The 16,703-nt window shown below is 65.1% G+C and carries 18 protein-coding genes and 1 tRNA gene; 5 read left to right on the forward strand and 14 right to left on the reverse strand.

The genetic code is table 11. The features are described from left to right. Positions 1 to 13 precede the first annotated feature (13 nt). Both L593_RS01740 and L593_RS01745 read left to right on the forward strand, forming a co-directional pair. Positions 14 to 943, forward strand: a complete 930-nt coding sequence (locus L593_RS01740; protein WP_020445193.1) for a replication factor A — start codon at positions 14 to 16, stop codon at positions 941 to 943. Next, positions 944 to 1,528, forward strand: coding sequence for an RPA family protein (locus tag L593_RS01745; RefSeq protein WP_020445194.1), 585 nt, complete (start codon positions 944 to 946; stop codon positions 1,526 to 1,528). It begins immediately after the preceding gene. An 88-nt stretch (positions 1,529 to 1,616) separates the two neighbouring features. Here L593_RS01745 and L593_RS01750 read toward each other — a convergent pair whose 3' ends face one another. After that, positions 1,617 to 2,687, reverse strand: coding sequence for an ABC transporter substrate-binding protein (locus L593_RS01750; RefSeq protein ID WP_049893760.1), 1,071 nt, complete (start codon positions 2,685 to 2,687; stop codon positions 1,617 to 1,619). Between the two features lie 11 nt (positions 2,688 to 2,698). Beyond that, positions 2,699 to 3,394, reverse strand: coding sequence for a hypothetical protein (locus tag L593_RS15820; protein WP_187292630.1), 696 nt, complete (start codon positions 3,392 to 3,394; stop codon positions 2,699 to 2,701). A gap of 344 nt (positions 3,395 to 3,738) precedes the next feature. On the opposite strand from L593_RS15820, the gene L593_RS01760 reads away from it, so the two are divergent. After that, entirely contained in the window at positions 3,739 to 4,158 is a 420-nt protein-coding gene (locus tag L593_RS01760) for a ribbon-helix-helix protein, CopG family (protein WP_020445195.1), read from the forward strand. A 95-nt stretch (positions 4,159 to 4,253) separates the two neighbouring features. Here L593_RS01760 and L593_RS01765 read toward each other — a convergent pair whose 3' ends face one another. After that, positions 4,254 to 4,709 (reverse strand): DUF5814 domain-containing protein, encoded by a 456-nt coding sequence (locus tag L593_RS01765; protein WP_020445196.1) that lies wholly within the window; start codon positions 4,707 to 4,709, stop codon positions 4,254 to 4,256. Positions 4,710 to 4,870: 161 nt separating this feature from the next. On the opposite strand from L593_RS01765, the gene L593_RS01770 reads away from it, so the two are divergent. After that, positions 4,871 to 4,942: transfer RNA gene (locus L593_RS01770), tRNA-His, on the forward strand. A gap of 222 nt (positions 4,943 to 5,164) precedes the next feature. Here the strand turns inward: L593_RS01770 and L593_RS01775 are convergent. From L593_RS01775 to L593_RS15825, 5 genes are all read right to left on the reverse strand, one after another. Further along, the gene (locus tag L593_RS01775) at positions 5,165 to 5,863 is read right to left on the reverse strand and encodes a hypothetical protein (protein WP_020445197.1); all 699 of its coding nucleotides are present in this window, start codon (positions 5,861 to 5,863) and stop codon (positions 5,165 to 5,167) included. Between the two features lie 241 nt (positions 5,864 to 6,104). Continuing rightward, a complete protein-coding gene (locus tag L593_RS01780; RefSeq protein ID WP_020445198.1) occupies positions 6,105 to 6,485 on the reverse strand; it encodes a DUF6276 family protein in 381 nt (126 codons plus the stop codon). A 99-nt stretch (positions 6,486 to 6,584) separates the two neighbouring features. Next, positions 6,585 to 7,286, reverse strand: a complete 702-nt coding sequence (locus L593_RS01785) for a V-type ATP synthase subunit D (RefSeq protein ID WP_020445199.1) — start codon at positions 7,284 to 7,286, stop codon at positions 6,585 to 6,587. A 109-nt stretch (positions 7,287 to 7,395) separates the two neighbouring features. Then, entirely contained in the window at positions 7,396 to 8,076 is a 681-nt protein-coding gene (locus tag L593_RS01790) for a DUF4897 domain-containing protein (protein ID WP_020445200.1), read from the reverse strand. Beyond that, positions 8,076 to 9,440, reverse strand: a complete 1,365-nt coding sequence (locus L593_RS15825; RefSeq protein ID WP_049893764.1) for an Ig-like domain-containing protein — start codon at positions 9,438 to 9,440, stop codon at positions 8,076 to 8,078. The genes L593_RS01790 and L593_RS15825 overlap by 1 nt, the downstream gene beginning before the upstream one ends. A 378-nt stretch (positions 9,441 to 9,818) precedes the next feature. On the opposite strand from L593_RS15825, the gene L593_RS01800 reads away from it, so the two are divergent. Then, entirely contained in the window at positions 9,819 to 10,982 is a 1,164-nt protein-coding gene (locus L593_RS01800; protein ID WP_049893765.1) for a hypothetical protein, read from the forward strand. Positions 10,983 to 11,006: 24 nt separating this feature from the next. Here the strand turns inward: L593_RS01800 and L593_RS01805 are convergent, their stop codons facing one another. The 6 genes from L593_RS01805 to L593_RS01830 all read right to left on the reverse strand — a co-directional run bounded on the left by L593_RS01805 (position 11,007) and on the right by L593_RS01830 (position 16,699). After that, positions 11,007 to 11,222: a hypothetical protein gene (locus L593_RS01805; RefSeq protein ID WP_020445203.1), complete on the reverse strand. Its 216-nt coding sequence runs from the start codon at positions 11,220 to 11,222 to the stop codon at positions 11,007 to 11,009. Between the two features lie 314 nt (positions 11,223 to 11,536). Further along, a complete protein-coding gene (locus tag L593_RS01810) occupies positions 11,537 to 12,949 on the reverse strand; it encodes an ATP synthase subunit B (RefSeq protein WP_020445204.1) in 1,413 nt (470 codons plus the stop codon). Positions 12,950 to 12,951: 2 nt separating this feature from the next. Next, entirely contained in the window at positions 12,952 to 14,721 is a 1,770-nt protein-coding gene (locus tag L593_RS01815; protein WP_020445205.1) for an ATP synthase subunit A, read from the reverse strand. Between the two features lie 6 nt (positions 14,722 to 14,727). Beyond that, positions 14,728 to 15,045 carry a V-type ATP synthase subunit F gene (locus L593_RS01820; protein ID WP_020445206.1) on the reverse strand — a complete coding sequence of 106 codons (318 nt, stop codon included), beginning with the start codon at positions 15,043 to 15,045 and terminating at the stop codon, positions 14,728 to 14,730. Then, the gene (locus L593_RS01825) at positions 15,042 to 16,121 is read right to left on the reverse strand and encodes a V-type ATP synthase subunit C (protein ID WP_020445207.1); all 1,080 of its coding nucleotides are present in this window, start codon (positions 16,119 to 16,121) and stop codon (positions 15,042 to 15,044) included. The genes L593_RS01820 and L593_RS01825 overlap by 4 nt, the downstream gene beginning before the upstream one ends. Continuing rightward, entirely contained in the window at positions 16,118 to 16,699 is a 582-nt protein-coding gene (locus L593_RS01830; protein WP_020445208.1) for a V-type ATP synthase subunit E, read from the reverse strand. The genes L593_RS01825 and L593_RS01830 overlap by 4 nt, the downstream gene beginning before the upstream one ends. Positions 16,700 to 16,703: the final 4 nt, after the last annotated feature.

Here is a 16,703-nt window from a genome sequence, read left to right on the forward strand (position 1 = left end):
GGCGAACGCAACCATGGCAGATCTACGCCAGCACGCGGAGGAAATCCGCGACCGATTTGAGGATCACCTCGATGTCGACGTCGAGGAGGTACAGGAACGACTCGAGACGCTCGTCGAGCAGTACGCGGTCCCCGTCGAGGAAGCCCGACGCAGCGTCGAGAGCACGTATCGCGAGGAAGCAGGCATCGAGCGCGAGGACGTCGCTGGCGGGTCCAGCGACCTCGTCGAACTCGCGGCGATCGACGCCCCCGAGGAGTGGGTGACCGTCGAGGCGACGGTCGCCGACCTCTGGGAACCCCGCAGCGACTCGATCGCACAGGTCGGGCTGCTGGGCGACCCATCCGGCACGATCAAGTTCACGAAGTGGGACACCTCCGACCTCGAGGAACTCGAGGAGGGCCAGTCCTACCGGCTCGGCAACGTCGTCACCGACGAGTACGAGGGCCAGTTCTCCGTCAAACTGAATCGCACGACCACGATCCAGCCACTCGACGAGGAGATCGAGGTCGGCGACGATTCCGAGGAGATCGAGGGCGCCCTCATCGACGTCCAGTCCGGCTCCGGCCTGATCAAGCGCTGTCCCGAGGAGGACTGCACCCGCGTCCTCCAGAACGGGCGGTGCTCGGAGCACGGCGACGTCGAAGGCGAGTTCGACCTCCGCATCAAGGGCGTTCTCGACGACGGCAACGAGGCCCGCGAGGTCATCTTCAACCAGGAGGCCACCGAGGACCTCACCGGCATCGAGCTGGAGGAGGCCAAGGACATGGCCATGGACGCCCTCGACACAGAGGTCGTCGCCGAGGAGATGACCACCGACGTGCTCGGGCGCTACTACCGCGTCTCCGGGCCAACCTTCGGGCGCTACCTGCTCGTCGACGAGATGGAGCGCCTCGGAGCGCCAGACGGAATCGAGGAGACGCTCATCAAAGCGAGGTCGATCTGAATGTCCAGCGCACCCACCCGCGAGGTCGCCCGCCGCGTCTTCGCGCGCGAGTTCAACGACGCCAGCTACACGTTCAAGGAGTCCGACGACGAGCGCGCGCCCAACTACGCGCTCTTGCCGACCGGCGAACGCGCCAATCGCGTGTTCTTCGTCGGCACCCTCACCGAGAAGGAGGACGTCGGCGACGACAGCGAGTACTGGCGTGGCCGCATCGTCGACCCCTCCGGCACGTTCTTCGTCTACGCCGGGCAGTACCAGCCCGAGGCGGCGTCCATGCTCCGGGAGCTCGAAGCTCCCGAGTACGTCGCCGTCGCTGGGAAGCCCCGGACCTACGAGACCGAGGAGGGCCAGGTGAACGTCTCCGTACGACCGGAGTCGATCACCGTCGTCGACGAGGGCACCCGCGACCGCTGGGTCGTCGAGGCCGCCGAGCGCACCATCGAGCGCATCGAGGCCTTCGACGACGAGACCAGCGAGTACGCCACGATGGCCCGCGAGGAGTACGGTGACGACACCAGCGACTACCTCGAGGCCGCCATCGAGGCGCTCGAGACGATCGAAGGCGAGCCCGCGCCGACGCCCTAGGTCCCCGCGATTCTCACACGCTCCGCCGGGACCGGTTCCCGGCATACAGTACCCATGAAGCCTCTTGCTCAGCTGCGATCGTGCTCAATCAGCTCCGCTGGTACTTCAGCAGACCTGGAGTTTCGTACTCGGGCAGCGTTTCAGACACCTTTGGGAGCCACCACTGCGGCCAGTGACAGTGGAGATGCTCGGACGAGTCCGGGATTGCGAACCGCTCGGTGTCGATGAACGATTGCACCCGGTCCTCGAATACGAACGCACACGGGAGATCGCGATTAACGGTCAGTGCGAGGCGCTCTGCGATCGGCCGCTGCTCGGCGCGCGAGGCCGTTGTTCGCAGTCGGGAAAGCTCTTCATTCGCGTCAATTTCGGTATCGTCGACTGCAACAGTCTCGGCCTCGTACCCGGCGAAGTGTTCGTCGGCGTCGGGATCGCCACGGATGAGAAACTCGAAGGCGAAAAACGGGTGATAGCGCTGCACTCGTGGTTCTGGACCAGTCCGTGCCGCGACGAGGTCGACACCGTCGAGAGCGATCAGGTCGGCGGGATCTCCTCGCTTCGCCTCGGCGGTGACCGTCCAATCCGTATCATCGAATTGGTCCTCGATCGACCGCACAGCGAGTCCCCACGAAGTCTCCTGCTCAGGGAACGCGATCGTCACGTCGAGCTCGTCAGGCTCGTACCCGATCTCCGTCAGAAGTGATTCTGCCCGCTGCATCCCGCCGTCGTACGTGAGAAACGACGACTCGTCGGAGGGAAGTGACCAGTTCGAACGGGTCGCTGCAGAGAGCCCAGTTGGCGTCGGATCCACGAGGCTCGTGGATGAGCCTATCTCGTCGAGGACCGCGTCCCGATCGATTGCGTGGAGCAACGCCTGTCGGGCCGAACGATGGTTCCAGGGCTCGCTGTCGGGATCGAACCAGAGACCCAGGCCGGTGCCCGCCGGAAACGTGATTTCCCGCATCGTTTCGGGGAACTGCTCCCGGGTCTCAGATGTCGTAAAGAGGTCGGAAATGCCGTCACTCTCGCCCGCGATGAGGAGGTCATAGACGCTGACCTCGCTGGAGCCCGAGCTGACCTCATATCCAGACCAGTTGTAGTGGCGTGCGAGTGTATGATCGGAGATTTCATTGATGTCGTTCCGGACGGTGAACCTCACATCGTCGCGGCTCAATTCGGTGACAGCGAGAGGACCAGATGCATCAGGTGACGTAACCTCAACAGCACTCGGGTCGTCCCTCCAGTCTTGGCCCTCCCAGGAATCGGGGGGATATCTGCGAGTAGCGGGAGGAGGGTGTACTCTACAAGGTCGGGATTCAGATCCGTGGGGTAGGAAATAGAGAGTTTGAAATCGCCTGATACGGACACATCGTGAACAAACCTCGTCGCGGCGTGTTCGGCAACTTCGTAGACCTCCAACTGGAACGCGAGGTTATCAGCCGTGATTGGTTCACCCGTATTTGACCACGTGAACCCCTCGGCAAGGTCCATGTTGAGCTGACCCTCGCTGTGTCTCCAGGACTGGACGAGGTGTGGGTGAAACCGATCAGCGCCAACGAGGTACTGCGTCCATTGGGCGAACACTCCACGGCTGCTGTCAGGCCGGACATCCACAAAGGGGTTGAAGTCGTAGGCTGTGACGGGGAGATCTTCCAATGCCGCGTCGAATAGGGCGACGCCCCGGTCATCGGAAGGGGACTCGTCATTGGCATCGGTAGCTTCCGTGTCGCCAACGTCCTCATCGCTTGAGGACGGTAATGCTGTGCAACCGGAAACCGCGAGGCTGCCCGCCGAAGCACTTCCGTAAAGAAACCGACGCCGTCCGACAGACAGATCCACCGTACATCTGTCGCCGTCACAATCCATTGTCGCCATAGTTAATTCATATTTATTACAGATATATTTTGTGGAGTCCGGACAGTTCGGTATCCCGGTATTCAGTAGCCCTCGTGATTTCTTCCTGAAACTACCGAGAGAACAGACCGGTAAAACGGCTGCATGTGAACGGGTCAGTTTAGAGATAAGAGGATTAGGCCCTTAGTCGGTTCTCTGGAAGCCCTCCATAGCCAAACGAATGAGCTTCCAAGGCGATCCATGCTAAGCTACAATTTGAAAATTGATCTGCTGCGTATGCGATGCTGAACCTCTCAAGCGCTAGACGCGCGTCTGACGAACGATTAAGTACGAGCACTACCCATATCGATGACACCATGGGCAACAAGAACAAGACGATCTCCTTCCGGGTCAACGAGGACTCCTTCGAGACCCTGCGGGAGATCGCCGAGGAGCGCGACATCTCCCTCTCCGCCGTGTTCCGCGACTACGTCGACATGCTGGTCGCACACGACGGGCAGGTCGAGGTCGTTCCCGAGCACGAGGTGCGGGACAGCGCGGAGGAGGCGACCGCGGAGTTCCCGCCGAAGGTCACCGTGCCGAAGAGCTTCGTTCGCGAACACGAGCGCCTCGAACTCGAGGCCGAACACCTCCGCGAGCAGCTCGACGAGCACAAGCAGTACGTGACCGCGCTGCGCGAGGAGCTCGATTCCTCGGCGGACGCCGACGACGTCATCCACCTCGAAGAGCTCGACGAGGACCGAGGTGAGTCAGAGGAGCCCTTTCGTCTCGGCTGAGGCGGGCGGCTACGGTGGCCGTCTCGCTGGAGACAGCTCCGAGAAGGAGGATCGCTCCGACGTGCGTCGCTCCGAGGAAGCGGACCGAACCTCGACTACCCCTCGAGCCGACGAATCGCGGCTGCTGCCCGACGGCGGGCGTCGTCGTTCCCCTCGACGACGGCCAGGTCTTCGACGGCCTCCAGAATCCGAACCGCGCGATCGAGGAAGGATAGGACGTCGCCGGAGTACGCGTAGACCATGTACTCGGCGGACATGACGTCGACGATGGCCTCCGGGGAGTGCCCCTCTTCTCGCAGTTCCAGCAGGTAGACGAGGAACTTCTCCTCCGGGCAGCCGCAGTAGGGATTCGAATCGCAGTCACAATCGAGGAAGTCCTGCGCGAAGTCCAGCACCTTCTCGCGCGTCGCCTCGTCGAGTTTCTCCAGCCCGTCGCCCTGGAAGAGGAGGTCGAGGGTCGCGCCGGAGAAGGCACCACGCGGGATCGAGGTCTCGAGCTGGCTCGAGAGCTGCCGGTGGTTCTTGACGTAGATCTTGTCGGTGATCGCCACGTTGGAAGCGGATAGACGGAGGAGCGCAAAAAGCGACTCGTCCCGTTGCCGCAGCCGCGGTCGACGCTCGAGCGTGTGGTATCGCGGACGGGAATCCGTGGCACGCGTCGGGGACAGTCGTAACCTATAACACCGCACCGCGGGGTACAATCGAATGCGCGTCCGGGTTGGGGTAGTGGTTATCCTTCAGCCTTGTGGAGGCTGAGACGCGGGTTCGATTCTCGCACCCGGACCTTCCTGCCGCGAGGAACGTAGTGACGAGCGGTGACGCCGGAAGGCGAGAATCGAACCCTGGAAGACGCAGCCCACGAGCGACCGAAGGGAGCGAGTCGGACCGTCTTCCTCAGGTTCGATTCTCGCACCCGGACCTTCCTGCCGCGAGAAACGGACGTGAGGAGTGGAAAAGCTGGAAGCGGTGAAGGGGCAGACCGTCTGAAGAGTGCCGCTGAATCGGACTACGATTCGTCGGCACCGACGGTTGGCGTGATTTCGCCGCCCGTCGTGGCCATCGCGGTCCGGTTGTTGACCGTCACCGTGAACGTCGCCCCGTCGGCCTGTTCGATGAGCACGCTCCCACCGCTGCCGGGTTCGCCATCGTAGACACGGCAGGTCATGCGTATGTGAACGTCCGTCTCCTGCGTGCCACCGTCGGAGTCGGCCTCAAATACCGAGACGTCGTACTTGTTGGCAGAGTCGAGCAGGTTGCTGCCACTGCCAGCGATCGCGTAGCTCTGCTGTCCGTAGGGTGCGCCGTACTTGAACTGGAAGATGCCGTCGGTCCCAGTGTCTTGGGTGTAATCGTTGGAACCGCCCCAGTTAGCGCCGAGTTCGCCGTAGTCGGAACCGTGGCTCCGCCAGTTGCTCCAGCCACCACCCGTGTTGACGCGGGATTCGACCCGGTACCAGCCGTAGGTGGCTTCCTCGTCGAGTCCGTCCCACTCGAAGCGGAGTCGGCCGCCGAAGGCCACGTACTGGATCTCGCCGTCGTCGGTCGTAACCGCGCTCGGATTCGACGCCTCGAGGCTGGTGTCGGCTGCTGCAACCGTTCCGCTCAAGGCGAACAGACCCAGGCCGCCGACTACCCCTGCAGCGCCCGCACCGCCGACTCCCTTGATCACTGTCCGTCGATCGAGCCGTGGTATGTCGGTCGACATACATTGTTCTCTACCAACAAATGTGTGTTTGTAATAATCCGTCTTCGGCCGGGGTAGTAGTGGTATACTATCTGGTCAGTACAGATTCCACGAGTGACAACTTCCGTTACAACAGTCGGGCGAGGAGTGGAAACGAGATGCTATGCGAATTAATACTATACCGAGCGTATCGGGTCATCCGGACGACGACCGCCAGGAATAGGAACGGACGTGAAGAGAGGAACGACGTCGACGTACGGAACTACAACACCAGCTGCTCCAGCTGCGTCCGCCGCCGATCGATGTCGACTGCCGGGTCGAGTCCCGGATCGTTCGCCAGCCGATCGAGCGCGAGCATCGGGTCGGCGCCGTCGGCCTCTATCTCGTCGATGAGCCCCTCGATGTCGGCGCGGTTCGTCGCCAGCGAGTCGAGGAGATCGACGAGCAGGAGCGTACCCACGCCGGCGTCGCCCTCCGGAAGGTCCTCGCTGATCGCGTCGAGATCGTGACCGCTGCCTCCCTCCCCAGCTTCGACGGTCAAGCAGTTCGTGCAGACCGAGACAGTGGCGCCTTGCGCGTAGGGCTGCAGCGACTCCGGAACGACGAGATCGACGGTCGGCTCGTCACAGCGAGTACATGACATACTCGCCGAGTCGGGAGGGGTAGTGAAAAGGGCCAGGAGATGGATCGACGGCGATCCGACTGGGGGCAGCGAAGAGAGAAAATCGGAGCAGCGCGAACGCTAATCGGACGTCCCGGCAGCGACGGCCTCCTCGGTCTCGGAGGCTGCCTCCTCAGCAGCGGCTTCGGCCTTCTCTGCCGCTTCCTTCTTCGCCTTGATCTTCTTCATCCGGAAGATCTCCTCGCGTTCCTGTTCCTCGAGCTTCTGCTCGATGTACTCCTTGTTCTCGTGGAGTTCGGGCAGGAGCTTGAACTCCAGGGCGTTGACGCGGCGCTTGGTCTTCTCGATCTCGTCGAGCATCTTCTTCATCGCCGTCTCGACCTCTGCGGCGAGGATGATCGACTCGATCAGTTCTTCGTAGGCTGCCGCAGTTTCGTCGATGCGCGCGCTAGTGCCGAGGACGCCGTAGCCGCGCTGGTCGAGACTCTTCTGGACGCTGGAGGACTCGATCTGGGGCACGACGACGCCCATGATGTTCTTGGCCTCGGTCGTGATCTCCGGGTGGTCCTTGAGCGCGGACGCCGCCCCACGGACCGCGACGTCGCCCTCCATGGCGCGAGCCATGTCGATGGTCTGCTGGGCCTGCTCGTAGTCGGCCTCGACGTTCTCCCGAACGGACTGGGCCTGATCGAGGATCTCCTTGAACTCCATGATCAGCCCGTCGCGCTTCTTCTCGAGGGTGTCGTGCCCACGCTCGGAGAGCTCGATCCGGTCCTCAATCTCCATGAGGTTCTTCCGGGTGGGTTTGACGTCCTTGGCCATTGGCGGAGCCTTGCCCACGGATGGGGGTAGTCCTTACGATTGGTGGCGGGGGACGTGTGGCTCTGGAGGGTCGTAGGAACGGACCGCGTGGAAAGGAAGGCCGCGGCGATCAGCGAGCGGATCGCCGGCGCACCGCAAGCAGTCCGCCCGCGACGAGGAGCGCGATCCCGGGGAGGACCGCCGAGGGTGCCAGCTGCCCGTCGCCACCGCCGCCGGACGTCGTCATCGTCACTTCAAATCCGGAGAGATCCGCTTCCGCCGACCACGTCGCTTGACCGTCCGCCTGCTCCGTGGGCGTCACCGACGTGTCGACGATCTCCTCGCCCTCCGGGGCCCGCACGACGAGGGGTCGGCCCGAATCGAAGCCGTCGTCAAAGGGCGCGGAGAGCACGAGTTCGTCGCCGTCAATGGCAGCGAGATTCGTCCAGGTCGCTGAGAGCCGGACGACCCCGACGCCGTCGCGTCGGTCGAACGTCGCCTCGACGTCCTGGATCGCCATCTCGCGGCCGGTCTCGTTGCTCACGCTTTCTGCGACGCCCCAGAGTCGGGCCTCGTATCTGGTGGAGAGGTTCTCCCGCTCGTCCTCGAGGTTGGCGAAGGATTGCTGCTGGGCGTCGTCTTCGAGGTCGTACGTGTAGACGGTGGTGACGATGGCGTCACCGTCCGCCTGCAAGTCGACGTTCACCCGCTCCTGAGGACGGTCCTGAGCAACCGCACCCGTCGCCCCGACCAGCGCGATCAGCGTTGCCACCGCGGCGAGCGTCGCGGCGGCGCGTAGCGTCGCTCGCATCAGTCGTCGCTGTCGTCGCCGTCGTCCTCATCACTGTCCGAGTCGTCCGACGAGTCGTCGCTGTCGTCGCCGTCGTCCTCATCACTGTCCGAGTCGTCCGACGAGTCGTCGCTGTCGTCGCCGTCGTCCTCATCACTGCCCGAGTCGTCCGACGAGTCGTCGCTGTCGTCGCCCTCGAACTCCATCTCGAGTTCGCCCTCGCTGTCGCCGTGCTCGACCTCGACGTCGAACCCGTCTTCGCCGACCTGCACCGTCACGGTGCCGTTCTCGTCGGTTGTGCCGCCCGCACCGTCGTCTACCTCGACGTCGGCGCCAGCGACGGGGTTACCCTCGGCGTCGGTGACGCGGATCGTCACGGTGTCGTCCGTGGCGGGGTCGCCGTCGACCACGGTGATGGTGAGCTCGCCCTCGGACTCGTCGTCTTCCTCGTCGTCACCGTCGTCCTCGGCTTCGCGCTCGATCTCCTCCTCCAGCGAGAAGACCGCGTTCTCGCGAGCGTCGACGCTCACCTCTGCTTCCCCGCTCGAGGACGGGCCCTGGTACTCGAATTCGAACTCGTAGTACCCGTCGTCCTCGGTCTCGGCCTCGTCGAGGGTCCAGGTCCCGTTGTCGTCAGGCGAGGACAGCGCCGCCTCGGCCGTGGCCTGCGCCTCGCTCCGGTTCACCTCGAAGGTACCGTGCTCGGGCTCCTCGCCCTCGAACCCGCGGGAGTACTCGCCGTCCTCGGACTCGACCTCGACTTCGAGGCCGTTCTCGGTCTCGACGGAGAACTCGCCGTCGGACTGCCCGGTGAACTGCGCGAGCAGTGCGGCGGTGCCGCTTCCGGAGACCGACCGGAGCTGCTGACGGGCCTCCGCGACTTCGGCGGCGTTGTAGCCGGCAGCCTCCAGCGCGTCGGGCGAGGTCTGGGCCGCGGCGACCGAGACGCGGTCGAACCCGTTCTGGATGGCGTCAGCGCGGGCGTGGAGTACCGCGAGCCGTTGCCCGTACTCGGCCGCCGATAGTTCACCCTCGTCGTAGGCCATCGTCGCCGCCTCGTAGTCCGCGGCGATCTGGCCCGCCCGGTCCTGCAGCGTCGCGGAGAGGTTCGCGATCGCGGCCGCCCGCTCGGAGTCGTTCTCCGCGTCGAGCTCCGCCTCGAGCGACCCGACCTCCACGTCGTGGCGGACCTCCTCGTCGGTCACCTGGATGACCGTCGCGAGCTGCGCGCCAGTCGAGGCGTTGGTGGTCGCCGCACCGTCGTTCGCCGAACTGTCCTGCGTGCCGACGCCCACATCAGCCGCACCCACGACGCCCACGATCGGGGCGAGCGCCACGAGTGCGACCAGCGCGAGCAGCACGGTGGTCGAGTTGCGCACTGACATCGATCACTCCTCTCCCCCGCTCCCTCGTAAAGGGGGAAGACCCTCCCGGCCCGTTGCGGACCGTTGCGAACAGTTGTGGCTCGATTTTGGACCGTTGCACGGCTCGGCCGAACCGTTGCAGTCCGTTGTGCGGGTGAAATCGAGGGGCCGCACCGGGGCTGGACTCGCACTCGTTGCGATTCGATTACACCCGCATGCACCGACCGAACGATCGTGAGCCGTCGAACCGTCGGAGTCCCGCTCGCGCTCACCGTTCGGCGCTCGCCCGCGAAACGCGACCGCGACCCACCGCCCAACCGCGACGCGACACACAGCCCGACCACGACGCGCTGGCCGGGACCGGCCCCTTTATCAACGAGCCGCCGATTCCTACCGCTAATGCGACGCGGGGGTCCCAGGCTGCAAACCGTTCCGGCGTGCGCGGTCGTCCTCCTGTTGCTCGTGGCGCTCGGCGGTCCCGTCGCTGGCGGTTCCCTCGCTAGTGGTTCCGTCGCTGGTCTTCCGGCCGTCGGTACCGCTGCCGACGGTTCCACGCTCCCGCAGCACTCGCCAGCCTCCACGCTGGCCGCCCAATCGGACGACGTCTCCTTCGTTTCCCTCCAGGACCAGCCGGAGGCCGACGCGACCGTGACGCGGATCGTCCTCCACGAGAACGGCTCCGCGATCTGGACGATCGAGGTCCGCACGCGGCTCACCAGCGCCGAGGAGGTCGCGGCCTACGAGTCCTTCCAGGAGCGGTTCCGCTCGAACCGGAGCCGGTTCCGCGAGGAGTTCGAGGCGCGGATGACCGGCGTCGTGGAGAGCGCGAACGGCTCCCTCGACCGGCCGATGCGTGCGACGGCGTTCTCCGCGTCGACCAGCATCGAGGAGGCGCCCCAGCGGTGGGGCGTCGTCACGTACACCTTCCGGTGGGAGGGCTTCGCGGCGACGGAGGGGGACGGGCTGGTCGTCGGGGACGTCTTCGGTGGCAACTTCTTCATCGAGGAGAACAGCGTCCTCGAGTTCGTCCTCCCCGAGGGCCACGAGGTCGAGACCGTCTCGCCGTCCCCCGATAGCCGATCCGGCGAAACCATGCAGTGGGAGGGTCCGGCCAGCTTCGGAGACGGCCAGCCCCGGGTTGTGACGACCACCGGCGACGACGGCCTCTCGCTGGTGTGGATTCTCGTCGCCGCGATCGTTGTCCTGGCCGCACTCCTCGCACTCGCGATCGCGTGGCGCCGCGGGAGCATCGGCGGGCGGGCGGACGAGTCCGAAACTGCCGCAGCGTCCGCCGGCGACGAGCCCGAAGGCGGCGACGCCACGGCCGCAGAGCCCGGACCGCTGACCGACGAGGATCGCGTTCGGGAGGTGCTCGAGGCCCACGGCGGCCGGTGCAAGCAGTCCCAGATCGTCGAGGAGCTCGACTGGTCGAAGTCAAAGACCTCGCGGGTGCTCTCCCGGATGGCGGAGGAGAACCGGGTCGAGAAGCTCCGGATCGGGCGCGAGAACGTGATCGAGCTGCCCGGGAAGGAGCGAGCGCCGACGGCAGACTTCGAAGAGTGACGACCCGGTCGTCGCCCGGATCGCTTATCGGCGCCGCGACGTCGGTTCGCAGTCAGGGAGCCGCGAGTTGCTGTAGTCGAAGACGAGGTAGCCGAGCGGCCCGGCGAGCGCGAGCGAGGCGGCGGACTCGACGAAGAGGTCGCTCCCGACGAGGAAGCGGAACACGACGAAATTGATCACCACCCACAGGAGGAGCGTGTAGGTGACGTACTCGCGCAGCGCCTCCGTTCGGCTTCGCATCACGCGAACGATTCACAGGGACCGTATTATAGTTTACTCTCGAGTAGCTCGCAGGAAAAACGGCATTATCAATCGTCCCCCACGGAGCTGGCTGGCGATTCTATCGGCTGATTTTTCCTTCCGACGAACTGGCCGCCGAACGGCCCGATGCCGGTCGACGGCGGGCCGCACCCGACGCCGGTGACTCGGCGACCGACTGGCGGGCGTCGACGTCCACGCTATCGATCGGTGTCGCTGAAGAGAATCGACTCGAGGACGATCGCCGTCAGCATACGATCGAAACGAAAAAAAAAAAACCGACGACGGCGAACTCCTCAGTCCGCGGCGACTTCCTCGGCTGCGGACTCCTCGTAGTACTCGTCGATGAGCTCCTCGTCGATCCGGTTGAGCTCGTCGCGAGGCAACATCGAGAGCAGCTCCCAGCCGATGGTGAGCGTCTCCTCGATGTCGCGGTCAGTCGTGAAGCCCTGCTGGACGAACTCCTCCTCGAAGCGGTCCGCGAAGTCGAGGAAGCGGTTGTCCCGTTCGCTCAGTGCTTCGCGACCGACGATGTTCACGAGGTCGCGCAGGTCCTCGCCCTCCGCGTACGCCGCGTAGAGCTGGTCGGACACGTCGCCGTGGTCCTCACGGGTGAGGCCCTCGCCGATCCCGTCGTCCATCAGCCGTGAGAGGCTGGGCAAGACGTTGACCGGGGGCTCGATGCCCTGAGAGTTCAGGTCGGGGTCGACGATGATCTGCCCCTCCGTGATGTACCCGGTGAGGTCCGGGATCGGGTGGGTGATGTCGTCGGACGGCATCGTGAGGATCGGAATCTGCGTGACAGACCCGTCCTCCCCATCGATCCGGCCCGCGCGCTCGTACAGCTGGGCGAGGTCGGTGTACATGTACCCGGGGTAGCCCCGGCGACCCGGGACCTCCTCGCGGGCGGCACCGATCTCGCGGAGCGCTTCACAGTAGTTCGTCATGTCCGTGAGGATGACGAGGACGTGGTAGTCCTTGTCGAAGGCCAGGTACTCCGCCGTGGTGAGCGCGAGTCGCGGCGTGACCGTCCGTTCGACTGCGGGGTCGTCCGCGAGGTTCATGAAGACGACAGAGCGCTCGAGTGCCCCCGTGCGCTCGAAGTCCTGCATGAACTCGTTGGCCTCCTCCTGAGTGATCCCCATCGCGCCGAAGATCACTGCGAACTCGGAGTCGCCGTCACCCTCGCCGTCGGCCTCCTCCGGCACGCTGGCCTGCCGCGCGACCTGAAGCGCCAGGTCGTTGTGGGGCTGACCGGAGCTGGAGAAGATCGGCAGCTTCTGGCCGCGAACCAGCGTGTTCATGCCGTCGATGGCGGACACGCCGGTCTGGATGAACTCCTCGGGGTACTCCCGGGAGTACGGGTTGATCGCCTCGCCGACGATGTCGCGGCGCTCGTCGGGGACGATGTCGGGGCCGCCGTCGATCGGTCGGCCGGAACCGTCGAGCACCCGTCCGAGGAGGTCCTCGGTGACGGGCATCTTCATGGTCTCGCCGAGGAAGCGAACGGAGGCCTTGCGGTTGATGCCCTCCGTGCCCTCGAACACCTGGATCGCCACGAGGTCCGTGCTGCTCTCGAGGACCTGGCCGCGCTTGGTCTCGCCTTCCGGTGTCTCGATCTCGACGATCTCGTCGTAGCCGATCGGCTCGTCGACCTCCGCGAAGACCAGCGGTCCGCTGATCTCGGTGATCGTCTGGTATTCCTTCATGGTTAGTACAGCTCCCTGAGTTCCGCAGCGATGTCGTCTTCGATCTCCGAGACGAACTCGTCGGCCTCGTCGTCGGGGGTCGTCCCGATGCGGTTCAGCCGGTTCACGGCGTCGATCTCGGTGATCTCGTCGACGGGAACGCCTGCGTCGAGCGCCTCGAAGGCCTCGTCGTTGAACGCCTTGATCCCCTCGAGGATGCGGAACGTCTTCTCCGGCGGGCAGAACGTGTCCACGTCGTGGAGCGCGTTCTGCTGCAGGAACGCCTCGCGCAGGTACCGGGCGACCTCCAGCGTGAGCTGCTGGTCTTCCGGCAGTGCGTCGCGACCGACGAGCTGGACGATCTCCTGAAGTTCGTCCTCCTCGTCGAGCGTGTCGATCGCCCACTGGCGCACGTCCGGCCAGTTCTCGTCGACGTTCTCGACGAACCAGTCGTCGAGCTGATTTCGGTAGAGCGAGTAGGACTCGTTCCAGTTGATCGCCGGGAAGTGGCGGCGCTCTGCGAGGTCGGCGTCCAGCGCCCAGAACGTCTTCACGATACGGAGCGTGTTCTGGGTGACCGGCTCGGAGAAGTCACCGCCGGGCGGCGACACCGCGCCGATCGCGGAGATTGAGCCCTCCCGGCCGCCGATCGTCTCGAACTTGCCGGCGCGCTCGTAGAACTCCGCGAGCCGCGCCGCGAGGTAGGCCGGGTAGCCCTCCTCGCCGGGCATCTCCTCCAGTCGGGAAGAGATTTCGCGCATGGCCTCGGCCCACCGGGAAGTGGAGTCGGCCATCAGCGCGACGTCGTAGCCCATGTCACGGTAGTACTCCGCGATCGTGATCCCCGTGTAGATACAGGACTCGCGGGCCGCGACGGGCATGTTCGAGGTGTTCGCGATGAGGCACGTCCGGGCCATCAGGGGCTTCCCTGTCTTGGGGTCCTGGAGGTCCGGGAAGTCCTCGATTACCTCGGTCATCTCGTTGCCGCGCTCGCCACAGCCGATGTAGACGACGATGTCCGCGTCGGCCCACTTGGCCAGCTGCTGCTGGGTGACGGTCTTCCCGGAGCCGAAGGGCCCGGGAATCGCGGCGGTCCCGCCCTTGGCGAGTGGGAAGAGGCCGTCCTGGATCCGCTGCCCCGAAACGAGGGGCTCGCGGGGCGTGCGCTTCTCCTCGGCCGGTCGCTGGCGGCGGACCGGCCACTCCTGGCGCATCGAGATCTCCTCGCCCGTGTCCAGTTCGACGACGGTCTCCTCGACGTCGAAGGAGCCGGACTTGGCCGAGACGACCTCGCCGCCCTCGGATCGGGGCGGGACCAGTACCTTGTGTTCGATGCTCTCGGTTTCGGGAACCGTTCCGAGGACGTCGCCGGGCTCGACCGCGTCACCCTCCTCGACGACCGGCGTGAACTCCCAGGTTCGATCGAGATCGATCCCGGGAGCGTCCACGCCGCGGTCGAGAAACGCAGAGCCCATCAGGTGCTCGAGCTCGTCGAGCGGGCGCTGGACGCCGTCGTAGATGGTGTCCAGCAGACCGGGACCGAGGTCGACCGACAGGGGTGCGCCCGTGTTCTCGACGGGCTCGCCTGGGGCGACGCCGGAGGTCTCCTCGTAGACCTGGATCGTCGTGACGTCGCCCTCGATCTCGATGACCTCGCCCATGAGGCCCTCGGTACCGACGTAGACGACGTCGTTCATCCGGGCCTCGAGTCCGGTCGCTGTGACGACCGGTCCGCTGACGCTCTCGATCTGCCCGTCCTCGCGAACGGTGTCAGTGTCAGTTGTCGTGCTCATAGTGTGTTAGTCCATCAGGTCGATACCGATGGCTCGTTTGATCTGGTCGCGCAGCGCGCCGCCGCCCGCATCACCGCCGATGGTGACGACGACCGGTTCGACGCTCGTCTCGACGGCTTCCCGCACGTCCCGCGAGAGGTACTCGAGGTCCTCCTGGTGCATGACGACGATGCCGACGCCGTCGTCGGCGAGCGTGTCCTCGACGGCGTCGTCGAGGTCGGACTCCTTCTTGTCGTCGGGGACGTTCGCGAACCGTCGAATGCCAGCGAGCCGGAAGCCGGTCGTGAACTCGGGGCTGCCGATCACAGCGATCTCCTGGCTCATAGGATCACCAGCTCGTCTTCGATCTGTTGCTGGTCGAGGCCGACCTCCTTGCCCCGGGCGATCGCGCGGATGTTCTCGACCTCGCGAGTCTTCGCGAGGACGTAGGACATGACCGCCGTGATCGATACGGGGTAGACGTGTGAGAGGTGGTCAGTGTATTCGAGCAGCGCCGCGTCGAGCGCGTGTTCGAACTGGATGAGGCTGTCGGCGTCTCGCAGCCCGTCGAGAGCTGTTGAGAGCTGGTCGCCGTAGTCACTCTCGCGGAGCAACTCGACGAGCTGGTCGAGGTCGCCCCCGACCGCACGGAGTTCGTCAGCGCCGAACAGCTCGCCGCCCTCGATTGCGTACTCTTCCGGATCGATGTTTGCGCCACTGCGGGCGACCCGCAGTGCGTTCCGCGCGTTGAGGAAGTCGATCTCGGCGACGAGGAACTCCTCGTACAGCGCAGTCGGCCCCTCGCGCTGCTGGCCCTTCTCGACGCCGGCCAGCAGGTCGGAGTAGAACGCGCGGTCGACGGCATTCTCGAGTGGAACCAGCACGTCACGGCTCTCGAACTCGTCGTAGGCCGCTTCGAGTGGTTCGCCGAAGATCGTTCCCTCGAGCGTCTCGACGATTTCCTCGATCGAGTCGGCTTCGACGATCCGGTCGAGGGTCGCGTCGTCGAGTGCGCCGGCCTGTATCAGGTCGACCCTGATCTCGTCGGGCGACGCGCCCGAGTAGACGCCACGGATGGCGGTTTTTACGTTCCAGGCGTCATAGCGCCGCAGGAACTTCGCGATCAGCTCGTGGAGTTCGCCCTCCGCCCACCGAAGGAGGTCGTCGAAGTGCTTCGCGAGGTTTCGGTTGAGTGCGTACTCGATGAGGTCCACCCCGTCGTGGCGGGACGCGAGTGCGTTGATCTCCGTCTCGTACTCGGACTCCTCCATGAAGCGGGCGATGCCGCCAGGGCCCATGCGGACGAGCTTCCGATAGTCCTCGTCGTCGAACAGCGCCGCACGACGCGACCGGACGCGGGCGTTGACGAACTCGGGGTTCGAGCTGCCCGTGGAGTCGCGAGTCGTGCTGGTTGGACTCATTGTTCGAACAGTCGTTCGCTGACGGTCTGTAGGTTGTCCTCCCAGACGGCCTCGAGGATCGAATCGAACGTGTTGTTGATGCGAACTCTCGAAGCGTCGCTCTCGACGACCACGCCACCGAGGCAGTCGTACTCGCCCGCGTATGCGAAGCCGTCGTACTCCGTACAGAGTTCGGAGACGAGTGCCTCGTCGTCAGCGCGTGCGTAGACCTCGACGTCGTCGTCGACGTCGAGTTCGTTCGCTGCCGATTCGAGTAGCGCGGCGGTCAGCTCCTCGCGGCGTTCGCCCTCGAGCTCCGCCAGCTCGGCCTCGACGCGGTCGTGGACCCGCTCGAGGAGCTCTCGTCGGGCTTCGAGACGCTCCTGCTTGGCCTCGAGCTGGGCTGCGGAGATGCGCTGCTCGCGCTCTTGCTCGATCTCGCGCTCGACCGACGCCTCGGCTTCCTCGCGGATCCGATCGGCGTCCTCGCGGGCCGCTTCGAGGAGCTCCTCCGCGCGCTCCTCGGCCTCCTCTTCGATCTCCTCGGCGCGCGCGTGGGCTTGCCCCTTGATGTCTTCGACGACCGTGTCAAGACTCATTTGT

Source organism: Salinarchaeum sp. Harcht-Bsk1 (assembly GCF_000403645.1).
GTDB lineage: Archaea > Halobacteriota > Halobacteria > Halobacteriales > Salinarchaeaceae > Salinarchaeum.

Bases quoted from the DNA above. Each gene is read 5' to 3' on its own strand.
- L593_RS01760 (WP_020445195.1), top strand. From the start codon at position 3,739: ATGGGCAACAAGAACAAGACGATCTCCTTCCGGGTCAACGAGGACTCC.
- L593_RS01805 (WP_020445203.1), bottom strand. From the start codon at position 11,222: ATGCGAAGCCGAACGGAGGCGCTGCGCGAGTACGTCACCTACACGCTC.
- L593_RS01820 (WP_020445206.1), bottom strand. From the start codon at position 15,045: ATGAGCCAGGAGATCGCTGTGATCGGCAGCCCCGAGTTCACGACCGGC.
- L593_RS01740 (WP_020445193.1), top strand. From the start codon at position 14: ATGGCAGATCTACGCCAGCACGCGGAGGAAATCCGCGACCGATTTGAG.
- L593_RS01780 (WP_020445198.1), bottom strand. From the start codon at position 6,485: ATGTCATGTACTCGCTGTGACGAGCCGACCGTCGATCTCGTCGTTCCG.
- L593_RS15825 (WP_049893764.1), bottom strand. From the start codon at position 9,440: ATGTCAGTGCGCAACTCGACCACCGTGCTGCTCGCGCTGGTCGCACTC.
- L593_RS01785 (WP_020445199.1), bottom strand. From the start codon at position 7,286: ATGGCCAAGGACGTCAAACCCACCCGGAAGAACCTCATGGAGATTGAG.
- L593_RS01790 (WP_020445200.1), bottom strand. From the start codon at position 8,076: ATGCGAGCGACGCTACGCGCCGCCGCGACGCTCGCCGCGGTGGCAACG.
- L593_RS01800 (WP_049893765.1), top strand. From the start codon at position 9,819: ATGCGACGCGGGGGTCCCAGGCTGCAAACCGTTCCGGCGTGCGCGGTC.
- L593_RS01825 (WP_020445207.1), bottom strand. From the start codon at position 16,121: ATGAGTCCAACCAGCACGACTCGCGACTCCACGGGCAGCTCGAACCCC.
- L593_RS01775 (WP_020445197.1), bottom strand. From the start codon at position 5,863: ATGTCGACCGACATACCACGGCTCGATCGACGGACAGTGATCAAGGGA.
- L593_RS01830 (WP_020445208.1), bottom strand. From the start codon at position 16,699: ATGAGTCTTGACACGGTCGTCGAAGACATCAAGGGGCAAGCCCACGCG.
- L593_RS01810 (WP_020445204.1), bottom strand. From the start codon at position 12,949: ATGAAGGAATACCAGACGATCACCGAGATCAGCGGACCGCTGGTCTTC.
- L593_RS15820 (WP_187292630.1), bottom strand. From the start codon at position 3,394: ATGGATTGTGACGGCGACAGATGTACGGTGGATCTGTCTGTCGGACGG.
- L593_RS01745 (WP_020445194.1), top strand. From the start codon at position 944: ATGTCCAGCGCACCCACCCGCGAGGTCGCCCGCCGCGTCTTCGCGCGC.
- L593_RS01815 (WP_020445205.1), bottom strand. From the start codon at position 14,721: ATGAGCACGACAACTGACACTGACACCGTTCGCGAGGACGGGCAGATC.